Below are 19,646 nucleotides of genomic sequence, written 5' to 3' on the forward strand. Positions count from 1 at the left end.
CCATGAACAATAAGATAGAGAAAACAATTTTCCTCACGATTACGGTTATTGCGATGGTATTCCTATCCGCCTACGCGAAAAAAAATTCAGCCAAGGAGATCATAATGCTTGAAAATTTCAAAATCAGCAAACGCCTGGAAACACTATTTTTAAAAACAAAAATAGTATGCTTCGGGCGCTATGCCCTAGAGATTCCGCAAGAAGCACAACTCATATCAGGAGGGACAACAATTCTTTCGGAAATCAAGACCATACCAGGCGGAATACCAGAAAAAAACGAACGCATAGCAGAAGAAATTGAAAAAATAAAAAAAAATGACCCAACCTCTGAAATTACATACAATGGAAAAGGTCCAATAGAAAATAGCTGGCAACTTCAATACTATGATGGAGAATTCTCCAAAAAAGGTGGGCGTTTAATCTTCAAAACCTACATCACAAAAGGAAACCATATATTCATTCTTGACGGATCAACACGAAAAGGTGAAACAATAGCAGATTCCATAGAAAATCAAATGGTTCGCGCTAATAACTTACGTCTGCGCGATGAAAATGAAGTTCCCAAGGAACCTGGCTATTGCGTCAAAAATGGTTTCATGACCGACAATAAATATGATAGTCAGGAAATGGCAGATGCAGGCCTGTATTTCCCCAGCTTTCCAGACGTGACTTTTTCCATCACATCAAATAAAAATGCCTACGGTGACTATCCTCCTGCCGAATATGATGCAAAAGTACGTGGGAAATTATCATTACTTGCTCGCATCCAGGAAGCGAAAGACCAGCAAGGCAAGAATTATCCCGCTCGCACACTGCTACGCGAAGGCAAGCGTGACGTGCAGCACTGGCACGGCGAGGAATCGTTGATACGGCGTACCGATGGCGTGCATGATTTTGAATGGACGCTGGTCGGTACGCCGCGCGATATCGCCTATCCAGCGGTATTGGAAGCATCCATGTACACCAAAGTCGCCCACAACATGGTCGGCGCCGCCGAAGCCGCGTCGCTGACGGACGAAGAGGCCATCGCCTTGTGGGACAAGCTGCTCTCCGGCCTGAAGTTCCGCGTGAAAGTGCCGGGTGCGCCGCCGGGCTCGTATTATATCGATCCGGACAAGCCGGCGCAGTGACAATTGACAAACTCATGCTGGCGCCGTGCAAGCCATTGCGCTAGCATGCTCCTTTTGCCCGGAAAAACCCCATGCCCATCACCCTGCGCCCCGCCCTGCCCTCCGACATCGACGCCCTGTGGGCCCTGCGCACGGTGGCCGTGCGCGTCAGTTGCGCCACGCACTATGCGCCGGAACAAATTGATGTTTGGACCGCCTCGCCCGTGCCGGCATCGTATGGCGCCATGCTGGCTGCCAGTGGCGGCATCGTGGCCATGCAGGACGAGGCCATCGCCGGCTACGCCATGCTCGATGCTGACAAGCAGGAAGTCGATGCCGTCTTCGTCGACCCGGCGCGCGCGGGACTCGGTATCGGCAAGCGCCTGCTGGCGGCGCTGGAGCAGCTGGCGCGCCAGCGCGGCATCGTGCGCCTGCACCTGTCCGCCTCGCTCAATGCGGAACCGTTTTACCGGGCCGCCGGTTTTGTTGCCTTGCGCGCCGAAGCGTATGCGCACCCGAGCGGCATCAGCCTGGCCAGCGTGGCGATGGAAAAGGCGCTGGCGGCGGCCTGAACCTTCAATCAGGCACCGCGCCTGCCTCGGACTCGGCCAGGCATTGCTGCAGCTTGGCGATCAGGGCGCGCACTTCGTCGTCGCCCAGGTCCAGCGGATCGCCGTGCGCACCGACGGCGATCAGGCAGATGGCCGAGCCGTCGTACCAAGCGTCCAGGCGTTCATCCTTGCCCTCACTCATATTGTTCTGCCTCACGTTGCAAATCCATCAATAGATCAACCGGCGCCGCGATGGCGCCCGGTCCTTGCGGCACGGGGAACACGGAAGCCAGCTGGCCGTTGCCTGCCATGCCCGGCAGCCACTTGCTCAAAAAATCGTGGAGCGCGATGGCGCGCGGCTGGAAATGGTCCCACTCGCCGCTGGCGCACGCTTGCGCGTATGCCGCTTCCGGCCAGAACGGTATCGCCACCCTGCCGTCGGCGTGCGCCGTGGCCCAGCCGTCGTGGTACAAGCCCCACACTTCTTGCGTATCAGCTACCTTGCGCACAAAATAGCCATGGCGTTCGGCGGACGGCTGGCCCATCACCTGCTCGAACTTTTCAGGATGCACGGTTTTCCCCTACCTCGTCCCATACCCGCAGCTGCGGCGCGCACCAGCCCGTCACCAGGTCGAGGGCATCCAGTATCACGTCTTCCCGCGCTTCATCCTGCGCGGCGTCCTGCGCAGACGCGCGCAATTCCTGCAGCAAGCCGGCCACTTGCGCCGCCGTCACACCGCTGGCCTTGTAGCGCAGCAGGATGGCGCGCAGCGTCAATAAACCTGCCCCGGACTCCAGCGCGGCGAGCAGGTCTCTGTCGATCTCGGCGATGATGGTGTGCGGCATGTCAATCCGCCTCCCACGCGATGGCGGCCGACCGCGCGCCGCCCGTCCTGAAAAAATCGACGAAGGCGCGCTGGCAGTGTTCCACGTCCACGCACCAGGCTTCCGGATACTCATCCACCTGGCCATTGGCCAGCAGATAGCTGCAACCGCCGTCTGCCTCCTCGTCGCCCAGCGAGTGAAAACTCAAGTCATCCTGGCCCGACAGATACATCAGCCAGGCGTTGCCGCCATTGCGCAGCATGCACAGGGCCGGGCCCTGCTCCGCATCGCTCGCCATGGTCAGCCACAGCTCGCACTGGGCCAGGGCGCGCGCTTCCATCAGCGCCTGTTCCAGCGCAGCGATGGTGTCGACGGCGCGCGCCTCCCCATGCAGATTCAATTCCATCGTCATGTTGTGCTCCCGCTCAAATCGTTCGTCGCCAGGGCCGTACTCAGATACAGCTTGCCGCTGAGGTCTTGCAGCAGGCTGCTCTGGCGCAGGCGGTCCATCACGGGGCCCTTTACTTCGGCCAGGTTCAGGCTGATGCCGCGCTTGGCCAGCGTGCTGTTGAGCTCGATCAAGCCCAGCAAGGCGGTGCTGTCGATCTGGTTGACGGCCGACAGCACCAGCACCAGATGGCGCGCCGTCGGGTGGCCGCGCAGCTCGTCTTCCACGCGCTCCGTGACGGCTTCCACGTTGCCAAAGAACAGGCCCGCATCGATGCGCAGCAGCAAGACGTCGGGCAAGGTCTGCGCCTCGTAGCGCTCCACGTTGCGGAAGTGCTCGCTATTCGGAATACGCCCCAGCACCGCGATATGCGGGCGGCTGGCGCGCCAGATCAGGGTGCCCATCGACAGCAGCACGCCGATCACCACGCCCGCTTCCACGCCCAGCACCAGCACGCCGGCCGTCGTCGCCAGCAGGGCCAGCGCATCGCTGCGGTCGTAGCGCCACGACAATTTCAAGGTATCCCAGTCCAGCAAGCTGCTGACGGCAAAGATGATGGTGGCGGCCAGCACGGGCAGCGGCAGCAGGGCCAGCCAGCCCGTGGGCGCCACCAGCGCCAGCGCCAGCAGGCTCGCCGTGATGATGCTGGCCAGGGGCGTGTTGGCGCCCGCCTGGAAATTGACGGCCGAACGCGAAATCGAGCCCGTGACGGGAAAGCCGCCCGACAGTGCGCTGGCCACGTTGGCCGCGCCCAGGCCCAGCAGTTCGCGGTTCGTATGCAGCTTTTCACCGCGCTTTTGCGCCAGGGTCTGGGCGGCGGACATGCTCATCAGAAAGATGATGAAGGCGATCAGCAACGCCGGCGACAGCAAGGTGCGCCAATGGGCGCCCGAGGTGGCCAGATTCAGCCCCGGCAAGCCGCTGGGCACGTGGCCCGTCGTCTGCACGCCCATCGCTTCCAGGCCGCCATAGGCGACGAGCGCGATGCCGGCCAGCACCAGCGCCATCGGCGCCAGGCGCGCGCCCACGTCGGCGGCCACCTTGTTCAGCCCGCAGCGCTGCAGCAGGCGCGATGCGTAGCGCTTGGCCAGCCACAGGAACAGCAGGCCGGACAGCCCCAGCACGAGGCTGGGCGCGTGCCAGTGGGGAAGCGTTGCGCCCAGCAGGGGCGTGATCTGGCCCCAGATGATCAGGATGGCGGCGCCATTGCTGAAACCGCTGATCACGGGACGCGACAAAAAGCTGGCCATGAAGCCCAGCCGCAGCACGCCGCACAGCAACAGGACGAGGCCGCTGATGAAGGCCAGCTGGGCGGCCAGCACGATGTACAGCGAGGAGCCGGGGTCGGCCAGCGGCGCCAGGGCCGCGGCCGTCATTAGCGAGACGATGGCCATGGGGCCCACCGATTGCGTCATGCTGCTGCCGAACAAGGCATACAGCACGGGCGGCAGGATGCTGGCGTAGATGCCGACCACGGGCGGCAAACCGGCCACCAAGGCGTAAGCCATGCCTTGCGGCACCATCATCATGGCGACAACGATACCGGCGGTGATGTCTCCGGCCAACAGAGGACGCCGGTATTGCCTGAGCCAGAGCAGCATGGATGATCCCAAAATCTGAAAACCGAAGCCTATCATGCGACGAGGCCGGCTGACAGGGGGAACGCGATCAGTCTGGCAGCAATTGCGCCTTCACGGCATCGAGGATTTCCGCCGACAGCGCTTCGTCATCGACGGAACGGGCCAGCACCATGGCGCCCACCATGGCGGCAAACGTGGTGATCGCCTGCTGGCGCCGCCGCTCGGGCGCACCATCGGGCGCGCCGCCGGGTAGCAAGCCTTCCAGCAGCGCGAACTGCTGCCGCGTGGCTTGCGTAAACGCGGGGCGCGCGCCGGGCGACATGCGCGCCACGTCCGCGCCCATGGCCGCCGCCGGGCAGCCGCCGCCCGGCTGGTCGCGGTGCCGGGTGGTCAGGTAGCTGTCGATGATGGCCGGCAGCGCGCGCTGCGGGTCGCTGGCAACCTTCGCCCGCCAGCCTTCCAGCGACTTATTCAAGGCATGCTGGCACGCCTCGATCATCAAGTCTTCCTTGGACGCGAAATGGCCATAGAAGCCGCCATGCGTGAGGCCCGCGTTCTTCATCAGGTCGGCCACGCCGATGCCGTCATAGCCCTTTTCGCGGAACAATCTTGCCGCCACGTCAACGATGCGCTCGCGGTTCAGCGCCGCCTGCTCCCTGCTCACTTTCATGCTGCCCTCCTGCATTTATGTCAATCATCATATAACTTTACGCCCGTTTGCGCCACTCTGTTAGCAAGCGCACCGTTTGATGCCGGCGCCGCGCCGATACTGGGTCTTCGTTTCCAGGGAGGCCAGCATGAACGAAAACAAAGACCAGTCCGCCGGCAACTTGCAGCGCGCCATCCAGCAGGAGCAGGATGGCCGTGATGCCGTAGCAAAAGGCAAACAGGACAGCAAGCAGCCCGTACAGACGGGCAGCCGCAGCCAGCCAGGCACACCCCTGCCCGCCCAGCACCTGGACAAACCGGGCATCGAGGGGCAAATGCAGTTGAAACCGCGCTTCCTGGCGCCCGATTACTGTGGCAGCGGCAAGCTGGCCGGCATGGTGGCCGTCATCACGGGCGGCGATTCGGGCATCGGGCGCGCCGTGGCCGTGCTGTACGCGCGCGAAGGGGCCGATGTCGCCATCATTTACCTGAACGAACACGCGGACGCCAACGAAACGAAGCGCTACGTGGAAGCGGAAGGCCAAAGCTGTCTTTTGATCCCCGGCGACGTGCGCGACCAGGGCTTTTGCCAGCAAGCCGTCAGCCAGGTGCTGGAGAGGTTCACGCACATCGATGTGCTGGTGAACAACGCCGCCTTCCAGGAGCACGCCGAATCTTTGCTGGACCTGAGCGAAGAACGCTTCGACCTGACCATGAAGACCAATGTCTACGGCTACTTTCACATGGCCAAGGCCGTGCTGCCCCATTTGCAGCGGGGCGCGTCCATCATCAACACGGGTTCCGTGACGGGTTTGCAGGGTTCCAAGCACCTGCTCGACTATTCCACCACCAAAGGCGCCATCCATGCGTTCACTATGGCGCTGGCCGGCAACCTGCTCGACAAGGGCATCCGCGTGAACGCCATCGCACCCGGCCCCGTCTGGACGCCGCTCAATCCGGCCGACAAGTCGCCCGAGGAGATCGAGAAATTCGGCCAGGACACGGACATGCGCCGCCCGGCCCAGCCGGAAGAACTGTCGCCCGCCTATGTCTTCCTGGCCTCGCCCGCCTGTTCCAGCTACATCAGCGGCATCGTCCTGCCCGTCACCGGCAGCGTGGGAGACTAGCCGATGGCGCGCGCACTCTGGAAAGGCGCCATCAGCTTCGGGCTCGTGCACATTCCCGTCGAGCTGATTTCTGCCAGCCTCGACCACGAACTGGACTTGTCCATGCTGGACCGGCGCGACTTCGCGCCCATCGGCTACAAGCGCTACAACAAGCAGACGGGCAAGGAAGTCGAGTGGGACGACATCGTCAAGGGCTATGAATACAAGACGGACGAGTACGTGGTGCTGTCCGACGAGGATTTAAGGCAGGCGAACGTGAAGGCCACGCAAACCATCGACATCCTCACCTTCGTCGATGCGGCGGAAGTGCCGCTGACCTTTTACGAGCACCCGTATTACCTGCTGCCCGCCAAGGGCGGCGAGAAAGTCTATGCGCTGCTGCGCGAAACCTTGCGCAAAGCTAACAAAGTGGGTATCGCCAGCGTAGTCATGCGCACCAAGCAGCATTTGTGCGCGCTCGTCTGCGTGGGCGACGCCATCGTGCTCAACACCCTGCGCTACGCTGATGAAATCCGCCCCACGGATGACCTGGACTTGCCCGCCAGCACCCTGAAGGCGGCCGGCATATCCGACAAGGAACTCAAGATGGCCCTGTCGCTCGTGGAAGGCATGAGCGAAGCGTGGGAACCGGAGCAATACCACGACAGCTACCGCGAAGACGTGCTGGCGCTGGTCAAGAAGAAAATCAAGGCGAAACAGACCAAGACCATCACGCCGCCCGCCCCCGAACCGGAAGAGGAACACGCCAGCAATGTGATCGACCTGGTCGCCCTGCTGCAGCAAAGCCTGGGCAAGAAGACGTCCGCGGCACCGGTCCGCAAGCGGACGGCCGCGTCCCCCGCGCGCAAAACGGCGTCCGCCAGGCGCAAGGCGGCCTGAGGCACGCCCCACGCCACCGAGAATAGTCAATACTATAAATGCATTGACTTTGATCAAGCTTCTCGCTACGTTATGCACAGGCCTGCCAGCCGGCAAGCCCCTGTCTCGCGTGCGGAAAAAAATGGATGCCGAGTTAGATCAGCTTATCCTCAGCGGCGCCCCTGGCGGCGTCGTCATCACGAACGAAGAGCACGCCGTCGTGCGCTGGACGGTGGGTGCCCAGCGCATCTTCGGCTATGCCAACGACGAAGCGCTGGGCCGCACGCTGTGGGAGCTGATCTCCTTGCCCGGACAAGCCGAGGCGGCGGCGCTGATCGACGAACAGCTGACCCTGCATGGCAGCTACGACCGCGAATCGCTGCGGCGGCGCAAGGATGGCGAACTCATCCACGTCGATGTCGCATGCCAGGTCGCACAGGCCGGGGCGGATGCCCCCCGCTACCTGATTTCCACCATGAAGGACACGACCTTGCTGAAGGCGGCGCGCGACGCCCAGTTCGTCGAGGTGCGCTACCGCGTGCTGTTCGAATCGACGCCGGACAGCGTCATCATGGTCAATGCCACGGGCGCCATCGTGCTGGCCAACCAGCAGGCGCAGCGCCTGTTCGGCTACGCGGAAGGCGAATTGAACGGCAGGCAAATCGATAGTCTGCTGCCGCAACGGCTGCGCCATTCGCACGTGGCGCACCGCGCGCGCTATTTCGACCAGCCCCGCACGCGCACCATGGGCGCCGACCTGGAATTGCTGGGCCTGCGCAAGGACAACGTCGAGTTTCCCGTCGAAATCAGCCTGTCGCCCATCCAGACGGAGATCGGCACCTTCGTCATCAGCGCCATCCGCGACGTCAGCGACCGCCGCCGCGCCGAGCAGAAGTTCCGCGGCCTGCTCGAATCGGCGCCGGACGCCATCGTCATCGTCAACGGCGATGGCGAGATCGTGCTCGTCAACTCGCAGACGGAACGCCTGTTCGGCTACTCGCGCGCGGAGTTGCTCGGGCGCAATGTGGAAGTGCTGATCCCGGCCCGCTACGCGATGGACCATCCGCGCCACCGCCATGCGTTTTCCACGGCGCCGCGCGCCCGCTCCATGGGCGCAGGGCTGGAACTGTACGGCTTGCGCCGCGACGGTACCGAATTTCCCGTCGAAATCAGCCTGTCGCCGCTGGAAACAGACGAAGGCGTGCTCGTGTCGTCGGCCATCCGCGACATCTCCGAGCGCAAGCGCATCGAACGCACGCTCAACGAGCAGAAAGTCGAACTCGAACGGGCCAGCCAGGCGAAGGACCGTTTTCTCACCAGCATGTCGCACGAGCTGCGCACGCCGCTGAATGCCATCCTCGGCTTTGCCCAGCTGCTGGCCAACGAAGCCTTGCCCGCCACCGTGCTGCAAAAACGCACCTTCGTGCAAAACATCGTCACCTCGGGGCGCCACCTGCTCACCCTGATCAATGAAATCCTCGACCTGGCGAAGATCGAATCAGGCAGCCTGAGCCTGTCGATGGAAGCGGTGACGCTGCCCGCGCTGATCGAGGAAGTGCGCGTGATGGTGGAAGAACAGGCGCAGCAGCGCCAGATCCACCTGATCTTTCCCGCCTGCGAAGCGCTGACGCTCAGGGCCGACCATACGCGCCTCAAGCAAGTGCTGCTGAACCTGCTGTCGAACGCCATCAAGTACAACCGCCCGGCCGGCAAGGTGGAGCTGGAAATTTCGCAGCCCGATGCGCTGTGCGTGCGCATCGCCATCCGCGACACGGGCAAGGGGCTGGACGACGCGCAGATGGCCGAACTGTTCCAGCCGTTTAACCGCCTGGGGCAGGAGGCCGGCAGCGAAGAAGGCACGGGCATCGGCCTGGTCGTCACCAAGCGCCTGGTCGAACTGATGGGCGGACGCATGGGCGTGCACAGCTGCCTTGGCGAGGGCAGCGTGTTCTGGATCGAACTCGACACCATGGCCGCGCCGCCCGACAGCATGCCGCTGGATACGGAGGGGTTATCCGAGCCTGCCGGCGACGCCGGGGACGACGCCAGCGGCCAGGCGCTGCTGCTGTACGTGGAAGACAATCCGGCCAGCCTGCGCCTGGTGGAAGACATCGTCAGCTTCCTGCCGCATCTGCGCATGATCTCGGCCACCGATGCGCGCCAGGGCATCGCGCTGGCGCTGGAACGCCAGCCCGATGTCATCCTGATGGATATCAACCTGCCCGGCATGAACGGCAACCAGGCGCAACGCATTCTGCGCAACGATCCGCGCACGGCGCACATTCCCGTCATCGCCCTGACGGCCAACGCCATGAAGGGCGACATCCGGCATGGCCTGGCCGCGGGCTTTTTCCGCTACCTGACCAAACCCGTCGAGATTCCCCAGCTCAACGCCGCCATCGACGAAGCCCTGCAGCTGGCGCGCGCCACCGTGACATTCAAGCCGGAGGCGTAAAGGCCAGCTTTTTCATCGCCGCACCGAGCCCTTTCGCGCTGCGCGCATAGCCAGCCCACGGCGCGTTGCCCACGTCGAGACGGCTGTGGACATTGCCCACGTTCCATTGGTCGCCCGCCTTCAGCTGGTCGAGCTCCTCCCAGGCCAGCGGCACGGAAATGCCCAGCCCCGAACGCGTGCGGGCCGACCACGCGCACACGGTGGTGGCGCCCCGGCCATTGCGCAAATAATCGATGAAGATCTTGCCGACCCGGTTGGACGGTCCGCTTTTCAGGACAAAACGCTGGGGAATGAGCTGCGCCATGTGCGCCACGATGGCTTGCGAAAACGCCTTGACCGTATCCCAGTCGTGTTTCGGGCGGATCGGCACGACCACGTGCAAGCCCTTGCCGCCGCTGGTTTTCAGCCAGGCGGGCAAGCCCAGTTCCGTCAAAAAGGCGCGCAGCAGCACGGCCGCTTCGCGGATGGCGGGCCAGGCCACGCCCTTGCCCGGGTCCAGGTCGAACACCAGGCGGTTCGGCGTGTCGTAGGCGCTGGCCAGTGCATTTTGCGTGTGAAATTCCACCACATTCCACTGCGCCGCCGACAACAGGCCCTGTACGCTGGCCACTTCCAGCATGCTGGCATGCTCGGGATCGAGGCCGGGATCGAGCTGTTTGACGCCGGGCATGGCGGACGTGTCCGCATGCTTCTGGAAAAACAGCTCGCCGCCCACGCCGGACGGCGCGCGCACCAGCGACACGGGCCGGCCCCGCAAATGCACGAGCATCAGCTTGCCCACGAGCGCGTAGTAGCGCACCAGGTCGATCTTCCTGGCGCCGCTGTCCTTGTCGATCACCCTGTCCGCATGGCTGACCTTGAAACTGGCCGGCAAGACGCTGTCCGGCCTGGATTGGTTTGGCATCGTCTTCTCCCTGTCGATTCGCTGTGGCCGCTCGCGCACGATGGCGGCCGGCTGTTTATCCGCACGCAAGCCGTGAAACACGGCGTGGCGCACGGCGCCGCCGCTGGTCCATTGCGCAAAGCCGACCTCGGCCACCAGCGCCGGCTTGACCCAGATGGGCTGGCGCACGCCGCCCGCCTTGCCCGCAAACGGACTCGTCTCGATGGTCAGGGTGTCGAGGCGGCGCCGCAAGTCGCGCAAGGCCGCATCGTCAAAGCCGCTGCCCACATTGCCCGCATAGCGCAGCTTGCCCTGGTCATCGTGCACGCCCAGCAGCAGCGAACCGATGCCTTCGCGCGCGCCTTGCGGCGCCGTATAGCCGCCGATGACGAATTCCTGGCGCAGCCCGCATTTGAGCTTGATCCAGTCGCCGGAACGCCGCGTGACGTAGGGCGAGCCGCGCCGCTTGCCAATCACCCCTTCCAGCCCCAGGCGGCAGGCGTGGGCCAGCAATTGCCGGGGTTTGGCGTCGAGCGCTTCGCTGAAGCGCAGCAGCGGCGAAGCCGGCAAGCGCTGCAGCAGCTGTTCCAGCAAGGCCCGGCGCGCCTCGACCGGCTGGCCGCGCAGATCGTGGCCGTCGAAAAACGGCACGTCGAACAGGTAATACACGATCTCGCTGGTCGTGTCTGCCTCGAAGGCGCGCTGCAAGGCGCCAAAATCCGGATGGCCGCTGGCGTCGTTGACGACGATTTCGCCGTCATACCAGCCAGGCGGCAAGCCCAGCTTTTCCAGCGCCTGGCGCAGCTTCGGCAGTTTCGCCGTCCAGTCGTTGCCATTGCGCGTGATCAAACTGACCCGTTCGCCATCGCAACGCGCGAGGATGCGGTAACCGTCGAATTTCACCTCGAACATCCAGTCTTGCGCGTCTGGCGGCGGCGCATCGACGAGCGTGGCCAGCTGCGGCGACAGGGCGGCTGGCAGCTTCGCGGCTGGCGCAGCCGCCTGCTCCGCGCTGTGTTTGCGCCTGGGCATGGCCTTGTGCTTGACGCTGTCGGGGAATTCGTCGACGACAGAAAATTCCAGCGCCGGCCGGGCATATTCATCTTTTTCCTTGATCAGCAGCCAGGCGGGCTGCTTTTCGCCCTTGCCCTTCATGCGCACGAGCACCCACTTGCCGTGCATCTTGTGGCCATGTACGGTGAATTTCAGCTCGCCGGCCGCCAGCGCCTTGCGCGCATCGGGCGTGGCCGGCTGGGGCTGCCACGTGCCCTTGTCCCAGATGATGACCTTGCCCGCGCCATACTGTTTTTCGGGGATCGTGCCTTCAAAGCTGGCGTAGGCAATCGGGTGGTCTTCCACTTGCACGGCCATGCGCTTGTCGCGCGGGTCGTAGCTGGGGCCTTTCGGCACGGCCCAGCTTTTCATCGTGCCGTCCAGTTCCAGGCGAAAGTCATAGTGCAGGCGGCTGGCCCAATGCTTCTGGATGACGAAGGTAAGCCCGCCGCCCGCCGCCTCGCCGCCCGCCGCAGGCTCGGGCGTGACGGCGAAGTTGCGCTTGGCTTGATAGGTTTTCAAGGCGGCTTTCATGGCGGACCCATGCGGTGACGATGGCATCGAGTCTAGGCCGCCAGGGGCCAAGGCGCGGTACGCCAGCTAACAGAGCGCCTGCCCCGGCAAATGTAAGTGTTTGTAATTGAGAGAAAACGTGTCAACGCAATTGCCGCACGGCGCGTTTTTGGCTCAGTGACAGGGGAAATGCATCTCCTGAACTACAACCCCACTTCTCGAGGAACTGCATCATGAAAAAACGCACTGTCAACATTGTCGCTACTCTGATCGCCGGCTTGTTCGCTACCGCAGCCTTTGCTCAAACCCCAGCACCAGCAGCGCCGGCCAAGGCCGAAGCCAAGCACACCAAGGAAGTGGCTAAAGCAGAAGCCAAAGAAACCAAGGCCGTCGTGAAAGCCGATGCGAAAGAAGCCGCTGTTGCCGCCGATGCGAAAGCCGACGTCGCCAGCGCCAAGGCCGATGCCGCCGTCACCAAAGCCAAAGCCCACAAAAAAGCGAAAAAAGCCAAGGCCAAGGCTGACGAAGCCAAAACTGAAGCGACCGCAGCAGCAGCCAAGTAATCCCCACAGCGCATTTTTTGCGTCACACAAAAAGACAGCTTCGGCTGTCTTTTTTCATTTTCATGCCAGCATCATGCAGCAACATCCTATAAAACACCTGATTGTAAGAAAGTGTAAACAAGGTCAACGGTAAGCTTCCGGGGCGCGTTTTATGCTCAGTGACACGGGAATCATCCCACCACCAACAGATACACCAGACAAACCACCACTGAGGACTGCACCATGAAAAAAGTAATCGCTACCCTGATCGCCGGCCTGTTCGCAACCGCTGCCTTTGCCCAGACGCCCGCAGCCCCAGCAGCTCCGGCAGTGCCCGCCAAAGTCGAAGCGGCCCATACCAAGGCCGTCGTAAAAGCCGATGCCAAGGAAGCGCAAACGGTCGTGAAAGCGGACGCCAAAGAAGCGAAAGCCGTCGTCGCCGCGAAAACGGAAGTCGCCAGCGCCAAAGCGGAAGCGGCCACCACGAAAGCCAAGGCCCACCACAAAGCCAAGAAAACCAAGGCCAAGGCTGACGAAAAGCTGGCATCGGCCACCGCTGAAGCAGCACCGGCAGCAGCCAAGTAATCACCCAGACAATCGCTTACCACTCTCCAGGACAATACAATGAAAAAAGTTATCGCCACCCTCGTCGCCAGCCTGTTCGCTACCGCCGCCTTCGCCCAAGCCCCTGCCGCCCCGGCAGCACCGGTTCCCGCCAAGGCGGAAGCGGCCCACACGAAAGCCGTAGCAAAAGCGGAAGCCAAGGAAACCAAGGCCGTCGTGAAAGCCGATGCGAAAGAAGCGGCCGTCGTCGCCGATGCGAAAGCCGACGTGGCCAGCGCCAAGGCCGACGCCAAGGTCAGCAAGGCCAAGGCCCATCACAAGGCCAGCAAAGCGAAAGTGAAAGCGGACGCAACGAAAGCGGCAGAAACCGTACCGGCAGCACCTGCGCCAGCGAAGTAATCGCGGCAATCGCCACGGCAGCGCGTCCGCCGGGTCTGCGCTTCCGTGGCGGCTTCGCCCGCAGTATCAAAGACAGCTTCGGCTGTCTTTTTTTTTCGCGGCTGGCATCGGCTGCGCATGACCGATACTTACGCTCGGGAGCAGGAGCTTTCCACGTAAAACCGTGTAAAGATGTAAAAAAACAACGCTTTTCAGTCACAAAAAGTCCCTATTCCGGCCCCTCATCAAATAGAATTGAGAATTATTCTCATTCTCATCCTTGATTCAGGAGCCGTTTCAATGCCAGGTCGCATCACCCCTTCCGCCGCACCGTCCACCCCATCCTCCCCCGCCGCGCTGTCGTTGCGCCCGCTGGCCCTGGCCATTTCACTGGCGCTCGGCGCCGGCATGGCGCATGGCGCCGACGGCGCCCCCGCCGATGACGCTGGCGAAGATACGCCCGTGATGCAAACCATTACCGTCACGGGCAGCAGCGACGCGAACGCCTACACGGCGCGCAAAAGCGCATCGGCCAGCAAGTTCGACCTGTCGCTGCGCGAGACGCCGCAGGCCGTTTCCGTGGTCACGCGCGCGCAGATGGACGATTTCAGGCTCGACAACGCCAGCAAGGTGCTGGCGCAAACGACGGGCGTGACGGTGGAAGCGGTGGAAACGGACCGCAGCTATTACACGGCGCGCGGCTACGACATCACCAACTTCCAGTTCGACGGCGTCGGCATTCCTTTCGTCTTCGGCAATGTGATGGGCGACCTCGATACGGCGCTGTTCGAGCGCGTCGACATCGTGCGCGGCGCGAATGGCCTGATTTCCTCGACCGGCAATCCGTCGGCCACCGTCAACTTCGTGCGCAAGCGCCCGACCCAGGGCCTGGCCGCTGCTGCCGGCGTCACGCTGGGCTCCTGGAACACGCGCCGCGTCGATGCCGACGTCTCGACGCCGCTCGGCAGCGACGGCAAGGTGGCGGCCCGCTTCGTCGCCGCCCACGAGGAAGGCGATTCCCACCTGGACCGCTACTCGCCGCGCAAGGATGTCGCCTACGCCATCGTCGAAGCGAAACTGACGCCGGACACCCGCCTGGCCGTGGGCCACAGCTACCAGAACAACCTGGCCAGGGGCGGCATGTGGGGCGCCCTGCCCGTCGCCTACACGGACGGCACGCCGACCGACTACCCGATTTCCGCCTCGACGTCGGCCGACTGGTCGCGCTGGAGCATCCTCAACAACAGCACCTTCGCCGAACTGGCGCACCAGTTCAATGCCGACTGGCGCGTGACGGCCACGGCCACCTACAACCGCTCCACCTCCGATTCCAAACTGTTCTACGTCTACGGCACGCCGGACAAGGCCACGGGCGACGGCTTGTTCAGCTACCCTTCGCGCTATGCCTCAGCCAACAAGCAGCGCCTGCTCGATGTCGCCGCCACGGGCACATTCACGCTGGCCGGGCGCCGGCATGACCTCAGCATGGGCCTGGCCTGGTCGAAATCCACGCTCGACGACGTGTCGTATTATGGCCGCGGCATCGGCACGGCCCTGCCGAACGGCACGGCCTTCGACGGCTCCTACCCGGAACCGCTCTTCGACGCCTCCACCGATGGCAGCGCCTACAAGGACGAACGCAAGAATGCCTACCTGGCCGCCCGCTTCAACCTGGCCGACAACGCCAAGCTGCTGGCGGGCGTGAACACCGTCAAGGCCGACAGCACGGGCAGCGCGTACGGCGTCAGCCAGGCCAAGTCGCAGAGCGACACCACGCCCTATCTCGGCCTGGTGTACGACATCGGCCGCCATGTGTCGGCCTACGGCAGCTACACGGAAATCTTCAACCCGCAAAGCAGCATCGACCGCACGGGCCAGACCCTGGCGGCGGCCACCGGCAAGAGCCTGGAAGCGGGCTTGAAAAGCGACTGGTTCGATGGCCGCCTGAACCTGTCCGGCGCCCTGTTCAAGACGCGCCAGAAGAACGTGGCCGAGGCGGCCGGCACCACGCCCGACCTCAAGACCTTCTACAAGGGCGTCGATTCGGAATCGCAGGGTTTCGAGCTCGATGCATCGGGCGAACTGGCGAAAGGCTGGCAGGCGAACGCCGGCTATGCGCAGCTGCGCATCGAGGGCGACGACGGCAAGGATGCGCGCACCTTCATCCCGCGCAAGCGCTTCCACCTGGCCACCACCTATCACGTGCCAGCCGTGCCGGCGCTGAAGGTGGGCGCCAGCCTGACCTGGCAGGACGCCATCTACAACAAGGTCGACGACAGCACCACCCTGCACCAGGGCGCCTACGCGCAACTGGGCCTGATGGCCAGCTACGCCATCAGCCGCAACGTCAGCCTGTCGCTGAACCTGAACAATGTGACGGACAAGAAGCACCTGACCAGCCTGTACTGGACCCAGTCGCTGTACGCGGCAGGCCGCAATGGCAGCGCCACCCTGAGCTGGAAATACTAGGGAGCCACCATGCGACTGCGTCCTCCCATGGTTGTTCTGCACCGCTGGTTCGGCCTGGCGGCTGCGCTCTTCCTGTTCATTTCCGGCCTGACGGGCGCCGTGATCTCGTGGGATCACGAGCTCGATGCCTGGCTCAATCCGCAGCTGTTCCACGCCGCCAGCGCCGCCGATGTCGGCCCCGCAAAATCGGGGCTGGAACTGGCGCGCCAGCTCGAGGCGCAGGACCGGCGCCTGCGCGTGAACTACGCGCTCACGGCGATCGAGCCTGGCCACACGGCGCTGATCTCGGTGGAAGGCCGGCCCGACCCGGCCACCGGCAAGCCGTTCGAGCCGGGCTTCAACCAGGTGGCCGTCGACCCGGCCACGGGCGCCATCCAGGGCACGCGCCTGTGGGGCGCGGTCTCGCTGACGCGCGAAAACCTGCTGCCCTTCCTGTATAAACTGCACTACACCATGCACATTCCCGATGGCTGGGGCATCGAACTGGGCGTGTGGTTCATGGGCATCATCGGCATCGTGTGGGTCCTTGACTGCGGCATCGCCCTATACCTGTCGTTTCCAAACTGGCGCAGCTGGCGCAAGTCGCTGGCCTTCCGCTGGCGCGAAGGGGGCCACAGGCTGAACTTTGACTTGCACCGCTCGGGCGGCGTGTGGGTCTGGTTGCTGCTGCTGGTGCTGGCCGTCACGTCCGTGTCGATGAATCTGCAAACCCAGGTGATGCGTCCCCTGGTCGCGAAGTTGTCCACGCTCAGCCCGAACGCCTTCGACAGCCGCACGCCGCAGCCCCCCGGGAACCCCATCGAGCCGCTGCTGACGCGCGAAGAGGCCGTGGCGCTGGCGAAGACGGAAGCGGCAAGACGGGGCTGGACGCTGCCGGCCGGCGGCGTGTTCTATTCTTCCGCCTACGGCCTGTATGGCGTCGGTTTCTTCGCGGCGGACAACGACCATGGCGACGGTGGCCTTGGCAATGCGTGGCTGTACTTCGACGGGCGCGACGGCAAGCCGGCCGGCGGCGTGGTGCCCGGCACGGGCAGCGCGGGCGACATCTTCCTGCAGGCGCAATTCCCCCTGCATTCGGGCCGCATCCTGGGCCTGCCCGGACGCATCCTGATTTCCGCCATGGGCCTGGTGGTGGCCATGCTGAGCGCGACGGGCCTGATCATCTGGCTGAGAAAGCGCCGTGCCCGCGCGGCGCAGACCGGCAAGGCGGCGGCGCCGCATGCCAACTTCAGCAAGCAGGCGCAGTAAAACGCCACAAAACGGCGCAACTGGGCGACACTGGCGATCCGACCATCGCCACGAAAGCTGTCCATGCGCCGCCTGTCCTTGTCCTTGCTGACTACCCTCCTCCTGTCCTGCGCCGCCCTGGCGCAGGACAGCGCCCCCGCCGCCATCGAGCAAGTCCTGCAAGCCCAGGACCGCGACAGCCATGGCGACCTGCGCGCCGTCGTCGTGCTGCGCGACGGCGCCATCGTCGCCGAACGCTATTACAACGGCGAGACGGCCGATACCCTGCACGACATCCGCTCGGCCGGCAAGAGCATCACCGCCCTGCTGGCCGGTGCGGCCGTGGCGCGCGGCCAGCTGGCGACGACAAAAACCGTGGGCGACTACTGGCCCGAAGTGGCCGGCAGCCCGGCGGGCAAGATCGTCCTCGACGACGTGCTGACCATGCGTTCGGGCCTGGCCGCCTTCGATGAAGACGAACAGTCGCCCGGCAATGAAGACAAGCTCGATGCGGCGCCCGACCCCGCCGCCTTCGTGCGCGGCGTGCCGGCCGCAACAAAGCCGGGCAGCGCCTACCGCTACAACTCGCTGGGGGCGTACATCGCCGGCAGGGTGGTGGAAAACGCCAGCGGCGCCGACCTGGAAGACTACGCCGCCAAGGTCTTGTTCGCGCCGCTGGGCATCACGCGCTGGAGCTGGGGCCGCGACGTGGCCAACCATCCGAAGGGACAGGGCAATCTGTCGCTGCGCGCGCGCGACACGGCGAAGATCGGCCAGATGGTGCTCGACGATGGCGTAGTTGGCGGCAAGAGGGTCATCGACGCCGCCTGGCTGCACGCGGTGCTGGCGCCACGCGTGGCCATCGGCGCCGTCGACCGCTACGCCGACAGCTACGGCTATTTCTGGTACGCGAAGACGCAGGAGATCGGAGGACAAAAAATCGCCGTGTATTTCGCCTCGGGCAATGGCGGCAACAAGATCTATGTGATTCCCACGCGTCGCATGGTGGTGAGCGTGGCATCCAGCGCCTACGGCAAGGCGCATGGGCAGCGCCGTTCGGAAGACATCCTGAAAGCCATCCTGAAAGCCGATGCCACGCAGATGTAAGCGTTTGTAATGACCGTCAACGCAAGCGTCCGGGGCCGCGTTTTATGCTCAGTGACACGGGAATCATCCCGGCACCAACAGATACACCAGACAACCACCACTGAGGACTGCACCATGAAAAAAGTAATTGCTACCCTGATCGCCGGCCTGTTCGCAACCGCTGCCTTTGCCCAGACGCCTGCAGCTCCTGCAGCCACCCCGGCAGCCTCGGTTCCCGCCAAAGTGGAAGCGGCCCACACCAAGGCCGTCGTAAAAGCCGATGCCAAGGAAGCGCAAACGGTCGTCAAAGCGGACGCGAAAGAAGCGAAAGCCGTCGTCGCCGCCAAGACGGACGTCGCCAGCGCCAAAGCGGAAGCGGCCACCACCAAGGCCAAAGCCCACCACAAAGCCAAGAAAACCAAGGCCAAGGCTGACGAAAAGCTGGCATCGGCCACCGCTGAAGCGGCTCCAGCGAAGTAATTTCTTCCCACTGCATTCACCCGAAAAAACACCAAGGATCTCATCATGAAAAAAGTTATCGCCACCCTGATCGCCAGCCTGTTCGCCACCGCCGCTTTCGCCCAGACGCCAGCCGTCGCGCCAGTCGCTCCAGTGGCACCGATTCCTGTCGTCGCCCCTGTCGTCAAGGCCGAAGCCCCGGCAGCAGCCGTCAAGCCAGCGACGCACAAGAAAGCCAAGCATCACAAGGCGAAGAAAGCGGCACCAGCAACGCCGGCAACGCCAGCAACTCCGGCCGCACCAGCAGCTTCCGCACCAGCAGCAGCGCCAGCCAAGTAATCACGGCCGCAGCAAGCAAAAAGACAGGGTTTTCCCTGTCTTTTTTTTCGTCCGCTTATTGTGGCATCAGCACCGTGTCGATGACATTGATCACGCCATTCGACTGGTACACGTCATAGGTGCTGATGTTGGCGCTGTTGCCGCCTTCATCCATCACCACGATGTTGTGCATGCCGTTCATGGCGAACATCAGCTTGCCCCCGCTGGCCGTGGGCAAGGTGGCTTTACCGTCATGCATCTTGATTTCCCTGGCCAGCGCCTTGAAGTCGTATTTGCCGGGCACCACGTGGTAGGTGAGGATTTTCGTCAGGGTCGCCTTGTTTCCGGCTTGACCAGGGTGTCGACCAGGCCAGCCGCCTTCACGGCGGCGACCAGGCTCGTGTGGTCGGCCGAATTGACGGCGTTGTCGACGATGTCCCTGGACGGATACATGCTCTGGCCACCGACCATGGTCGCCATGCGGCGGCAAAGGGGGCGCTGGCGGCCAGCATGGACGTGATGAACAGGGTATTGTCGGCTTACGCGCTGCGCG

At 63.5% G+C, this 19,646-nt stretch carries 20 protein-coding genes and 1 pseudogene; 13 read left to right on the top strand and 8 right to left on the bottom strand.

What is annotated here, in order from left to right; genetic code table 11:
* Positions 1-2 precede the first annotated feature (2 nt).
* Together AC3RCG_RS18650 and AC3RCG_RS18655 are read left to right on the top strand one after the other, a co-directional pair.
* Positions 3-1,130 (top strand): T6SS immunity protein Tli4 family protein, encoded by a 1,128-nt coding sequence (locus AC3RCG_RS18650; protein WP_492402626.1) that lies wholly within the window; start codon positions 3-5, stop codon positions 1,128-1,130.
* Positions 1,131-1,201: 71 nt separating this feature from the next.
* Complete coding sequence (locus AC3RCG_RS18655) at positions 1,202-1,681, top strand: GNAT family N-acetyltransferase (protein ID WP_492402624.1); 480 nt, start codon at positions 1,202-1,204, stop codon at positions 1,679-1,681.
* A gap of 4 nt (positions 1,682-1,685) precedes the next feature.
* Here the strand turns inward: AC3RCG_RS18655 and AC3RCG_RS18660 are convergent, their stop codons facing one another.
* The 6 genes from AC3RCG_RS18660 to AC3RCG_RS18685 all read right to left on the bottom strand — a co-directional run bounded on the left by AC3RCG_RS18660 (position 1,686) and on the right by AC3RCG_RS18685 (position 5,183).
* Positions 1,686-1,862 carry a hypothetical protein gene (locus AC3RCG_RS18660; RefSeq protein WP_492402623.1) on the bottom strand — a complete coding sequence of 59 codons (177 nt, stop codon included), beginning with the start codon at positions 1,860-1,862 and terminating at the stop codon, positions 1,686-1,688.
* Positions 1,855-2,232: a DUF2750 domain-containing protein gene (locus tag AC3RCG_RS18665; protein WP_492402621.1), complete on the bottom strand. Its 378-nt coding sequence runs from the start codon at positions 2,230-2,232 to the stop codon at positions 1,855-1,857. Before AC3RCG_RS18665 ends, AC3RCG_RS18660 begins: the two co-directional genes overlap by 8 nt.
* The gene (locus AC3RCG_RS18670; protein ID WP_492402619.1) at positions 2,222-2,506 is read right to left on the bottom strand and encodes a hypothetical protein; all 285 of its coding nucleotides are present in this window, start codon (positions 2,504-2,506) and stop codon (positions 2,222-2,224) included. The genes AC3RCG_RS18665 and AC3RCG_RS18670 overlap by 11 nt, the downstream gene beginning before the upstream one ends.
* A gap of 1 nt (position 2,507) precedes the next feature.
* Positions 2,508-2,897, bottom strand: a complete 390-nt coding sequence (locus AC3RCG_RS18675) for an Imm1 family immunity protein (protein ID WP_492402617.1) — start codon at positions 2,895-2,897, stop codon at positions 2,508-2,510.
* Entirely contained in the window at positions 2,894-4,534 is a 1,641-nt protein-coding gene (locus tag AC3RCG_RS18680; RefSeq protein ID WP_492402615.1) for a SulP family inorganic anion transporter, read from the bottom strand. Before AC3RCG_RS18680 ends, AC3RCG_RS18675 begins: the two co-directional genes overlap by 4 nt.
* Before the next feature lie 67 nt (positions 4,535-4,601).
* Positions 4,602-5,183, bottom strand: a complete 582-nt coding sequence (locus AC3RCG_RS18685; protein ID WP_492402613.1) for a TetR/AcrR family transcriptional regulator — start codon at positions 5,181-5,183, stop codon at positions 4,602-4,604.
* 127 nt (positions 5,184-5,310) lie between these two features.
* Between AC3RCG_RS18685 and AC3RCG_RS18690 the strand changes: the two genes are divergently transcribed.
* From AC3RCG_RS18690 to AC3RCG_RS18700, 3 genes are all read left to right on the top strand, one after another.
* Entirely contained in the window at positions 5,311-6,288 is a 978-nt protein-coding gene (locus tag AC3RCG_RS18690; RefSeq protein WP_409028350.1) for an SDR family oxidoreductase, read from the top strand.
* 3 nt (positions 6,289-6,291) lie between these two features.
* A complete protein-coding gene (gene ku, locus AC3RCG_RS18695; RefSeq protein WP_409028349.1) occupies positions 6,292-7,167 on the top strand; it encodes a non-homologous end joining protein Ku in 876 nt (291 codons plus the stop codon).
* A gap of 121 nt (positions 7,168-7,288) precedes the next feature.
* Positions 7,289-9,601: a PAS domain S-box protein gene (locus AC3RCG_RS18700; protein WP_492402611.1), complete on the top strand. Its 2,313-nt coding sequence runs from the start codon at positions 7,289-7,291 to the stop codon at positions 9,599-9,601.
* On the opposite strand, the gene ligD is transcribed toward AC3RCG_RS18700, so the two are convergent.
* A complete protein-coding gene (ligD, locus tag AC3RCG_RS18705) occupies positions 9,585-12,071 on the bottom strand; it encodes a DNA ligase D (protein ID WP_492402609.1) in 2,487 nt (828 codons plus the stop codon). The genes AC3RCG_RS18700 and ligD overlap by 17 nt on opposite strands.
* A 212-nt stretch (positions 12,072-12,283) precedes the next feature.
* Between ligD and AC3RCG_RS18710 the strand changes: the two genes are divergently transcribed.
* The 8 genes from AC3RCG_RS18710 to AC3RCG_RS18745 all read left to right on the top strand — a co-directional run bounded on the left by AC3RCG_RS18710 (position 12,284) and on the right by AC3RCG_RS18745 (position 19,114).
* Positions 12,284-12,613, top strand: a complete 330-nt coding sequence (locus AC3RCG_RS18710) for a hypothetical protein (RefSeq protein ID WP_070289293.1) — start codon at positions 12,284-12,286, stop codon at positions 12,611-12,613.
* A 222-nt stretch (positions 12,614-12,835) separates the two neighbouring features.
* Positions 12,836-13,177 carry a hypothetical protein gene (locus AC3RCG_RS18715; protein WP_070219505.1) on the top strand — a complete coding sequence of 114 codons (342 nt, stop codon included), beginning with the start codon at positions 12,836-12,838 and terminating at the stop codon, positions 13,175-13,177.
* 39 nt (positions 13,178-13,216) lie between these two features.
* Positions 13,217-13,555, top strand: a complete 339-nt coding sequence (locus AC3RCG_RS18720) for a hypothetical protein (RefSeq protein WP_492402606.1) — start codon at positions 13,217-13,219, stop codon at positions 13,553-13,555.
* A gap of 279 nt (positions 13,556-13,834) precedes the next feature.
* Positions 13,835-16,003 carry a TonB-dependent siderophore receptor gene (locus AC3RCG_RS18725; RefSeq protein ID WP_492402604.1) on the top strand — a complete coding sequence of 723 codons (2,169 nt, stop codon included), beginning with the start codon at positions 13,835-13,837 and terminating at the stop codon, positions 16,001-16,003.
* Positions 16,004-16,018: 15 nt separating this feature from the next.
* Entirely contained in the window at positions 16,019-17,251 is a 1,233-nt protein-coding gene (locus AC3RCG_RS18730) for a PepSY-associated TM helix domain-containing protein (RefSeq protein ID WP_492402978.1), read from the top strand.
* A gap of 63 nt (positions 17,252-17,314) precedes the next feature.
* Positions 17,315-18,337 carry a serine hydrolase domain-containing protein gene (locus tag AC3RCG_RS18735; protein WP_492402602.1) on the top strand — a complete coding sequence of 341 codons (1,023 nt, stop codon included), beginning with the start codon at positions 17,315-17,317 and terminating at the stop codon, positions 18,335-18,337.
* Between the two features lie 114 nt (positions 18,338-18,451).
* On the top strand, positions 18,452-18,796 hold the full coding sequence (locus AC3RCG_RS18740) for a hypothetical protein (protein WP_070219501.1): 345 nt from the start codon (positions 18,452-18,454) through the stop codon (positions 18,794-18,796).
* 45 nt (positions 18,797-18,841) lie between these two features.
* The gene (locus AC3RCG_RS18745) at positions 18,842-19,114 is read left to right on the top strand and encodes a hypothetical protein (RefSeq protein ID WP_071650178.1); all 273 of its coding nucleotides are present in this window, start codon (positions 18,842-18,844) and stop codon (positions 19,112-19,114) included.
* 55 nt (positions 19,115-19,169) lie between these two features.
* Here the strand turns inward: AC3RCG_RS18745 and AC3RCG_RS18750 are convergent.
* Positions 19,170-19,573 (bottom strand): annotated as a pseudogene (locus AC3RCG_RS18750) (fasciclin domain-containing protein).
* Between the last annotated feature and the right edge of the window lie 73 nt (positions 19,574-19,646).

The sequence above is a fragment of the Janthinobacterium sp. GW823-FHT01H08 genome (assembly GCF_058797855.1).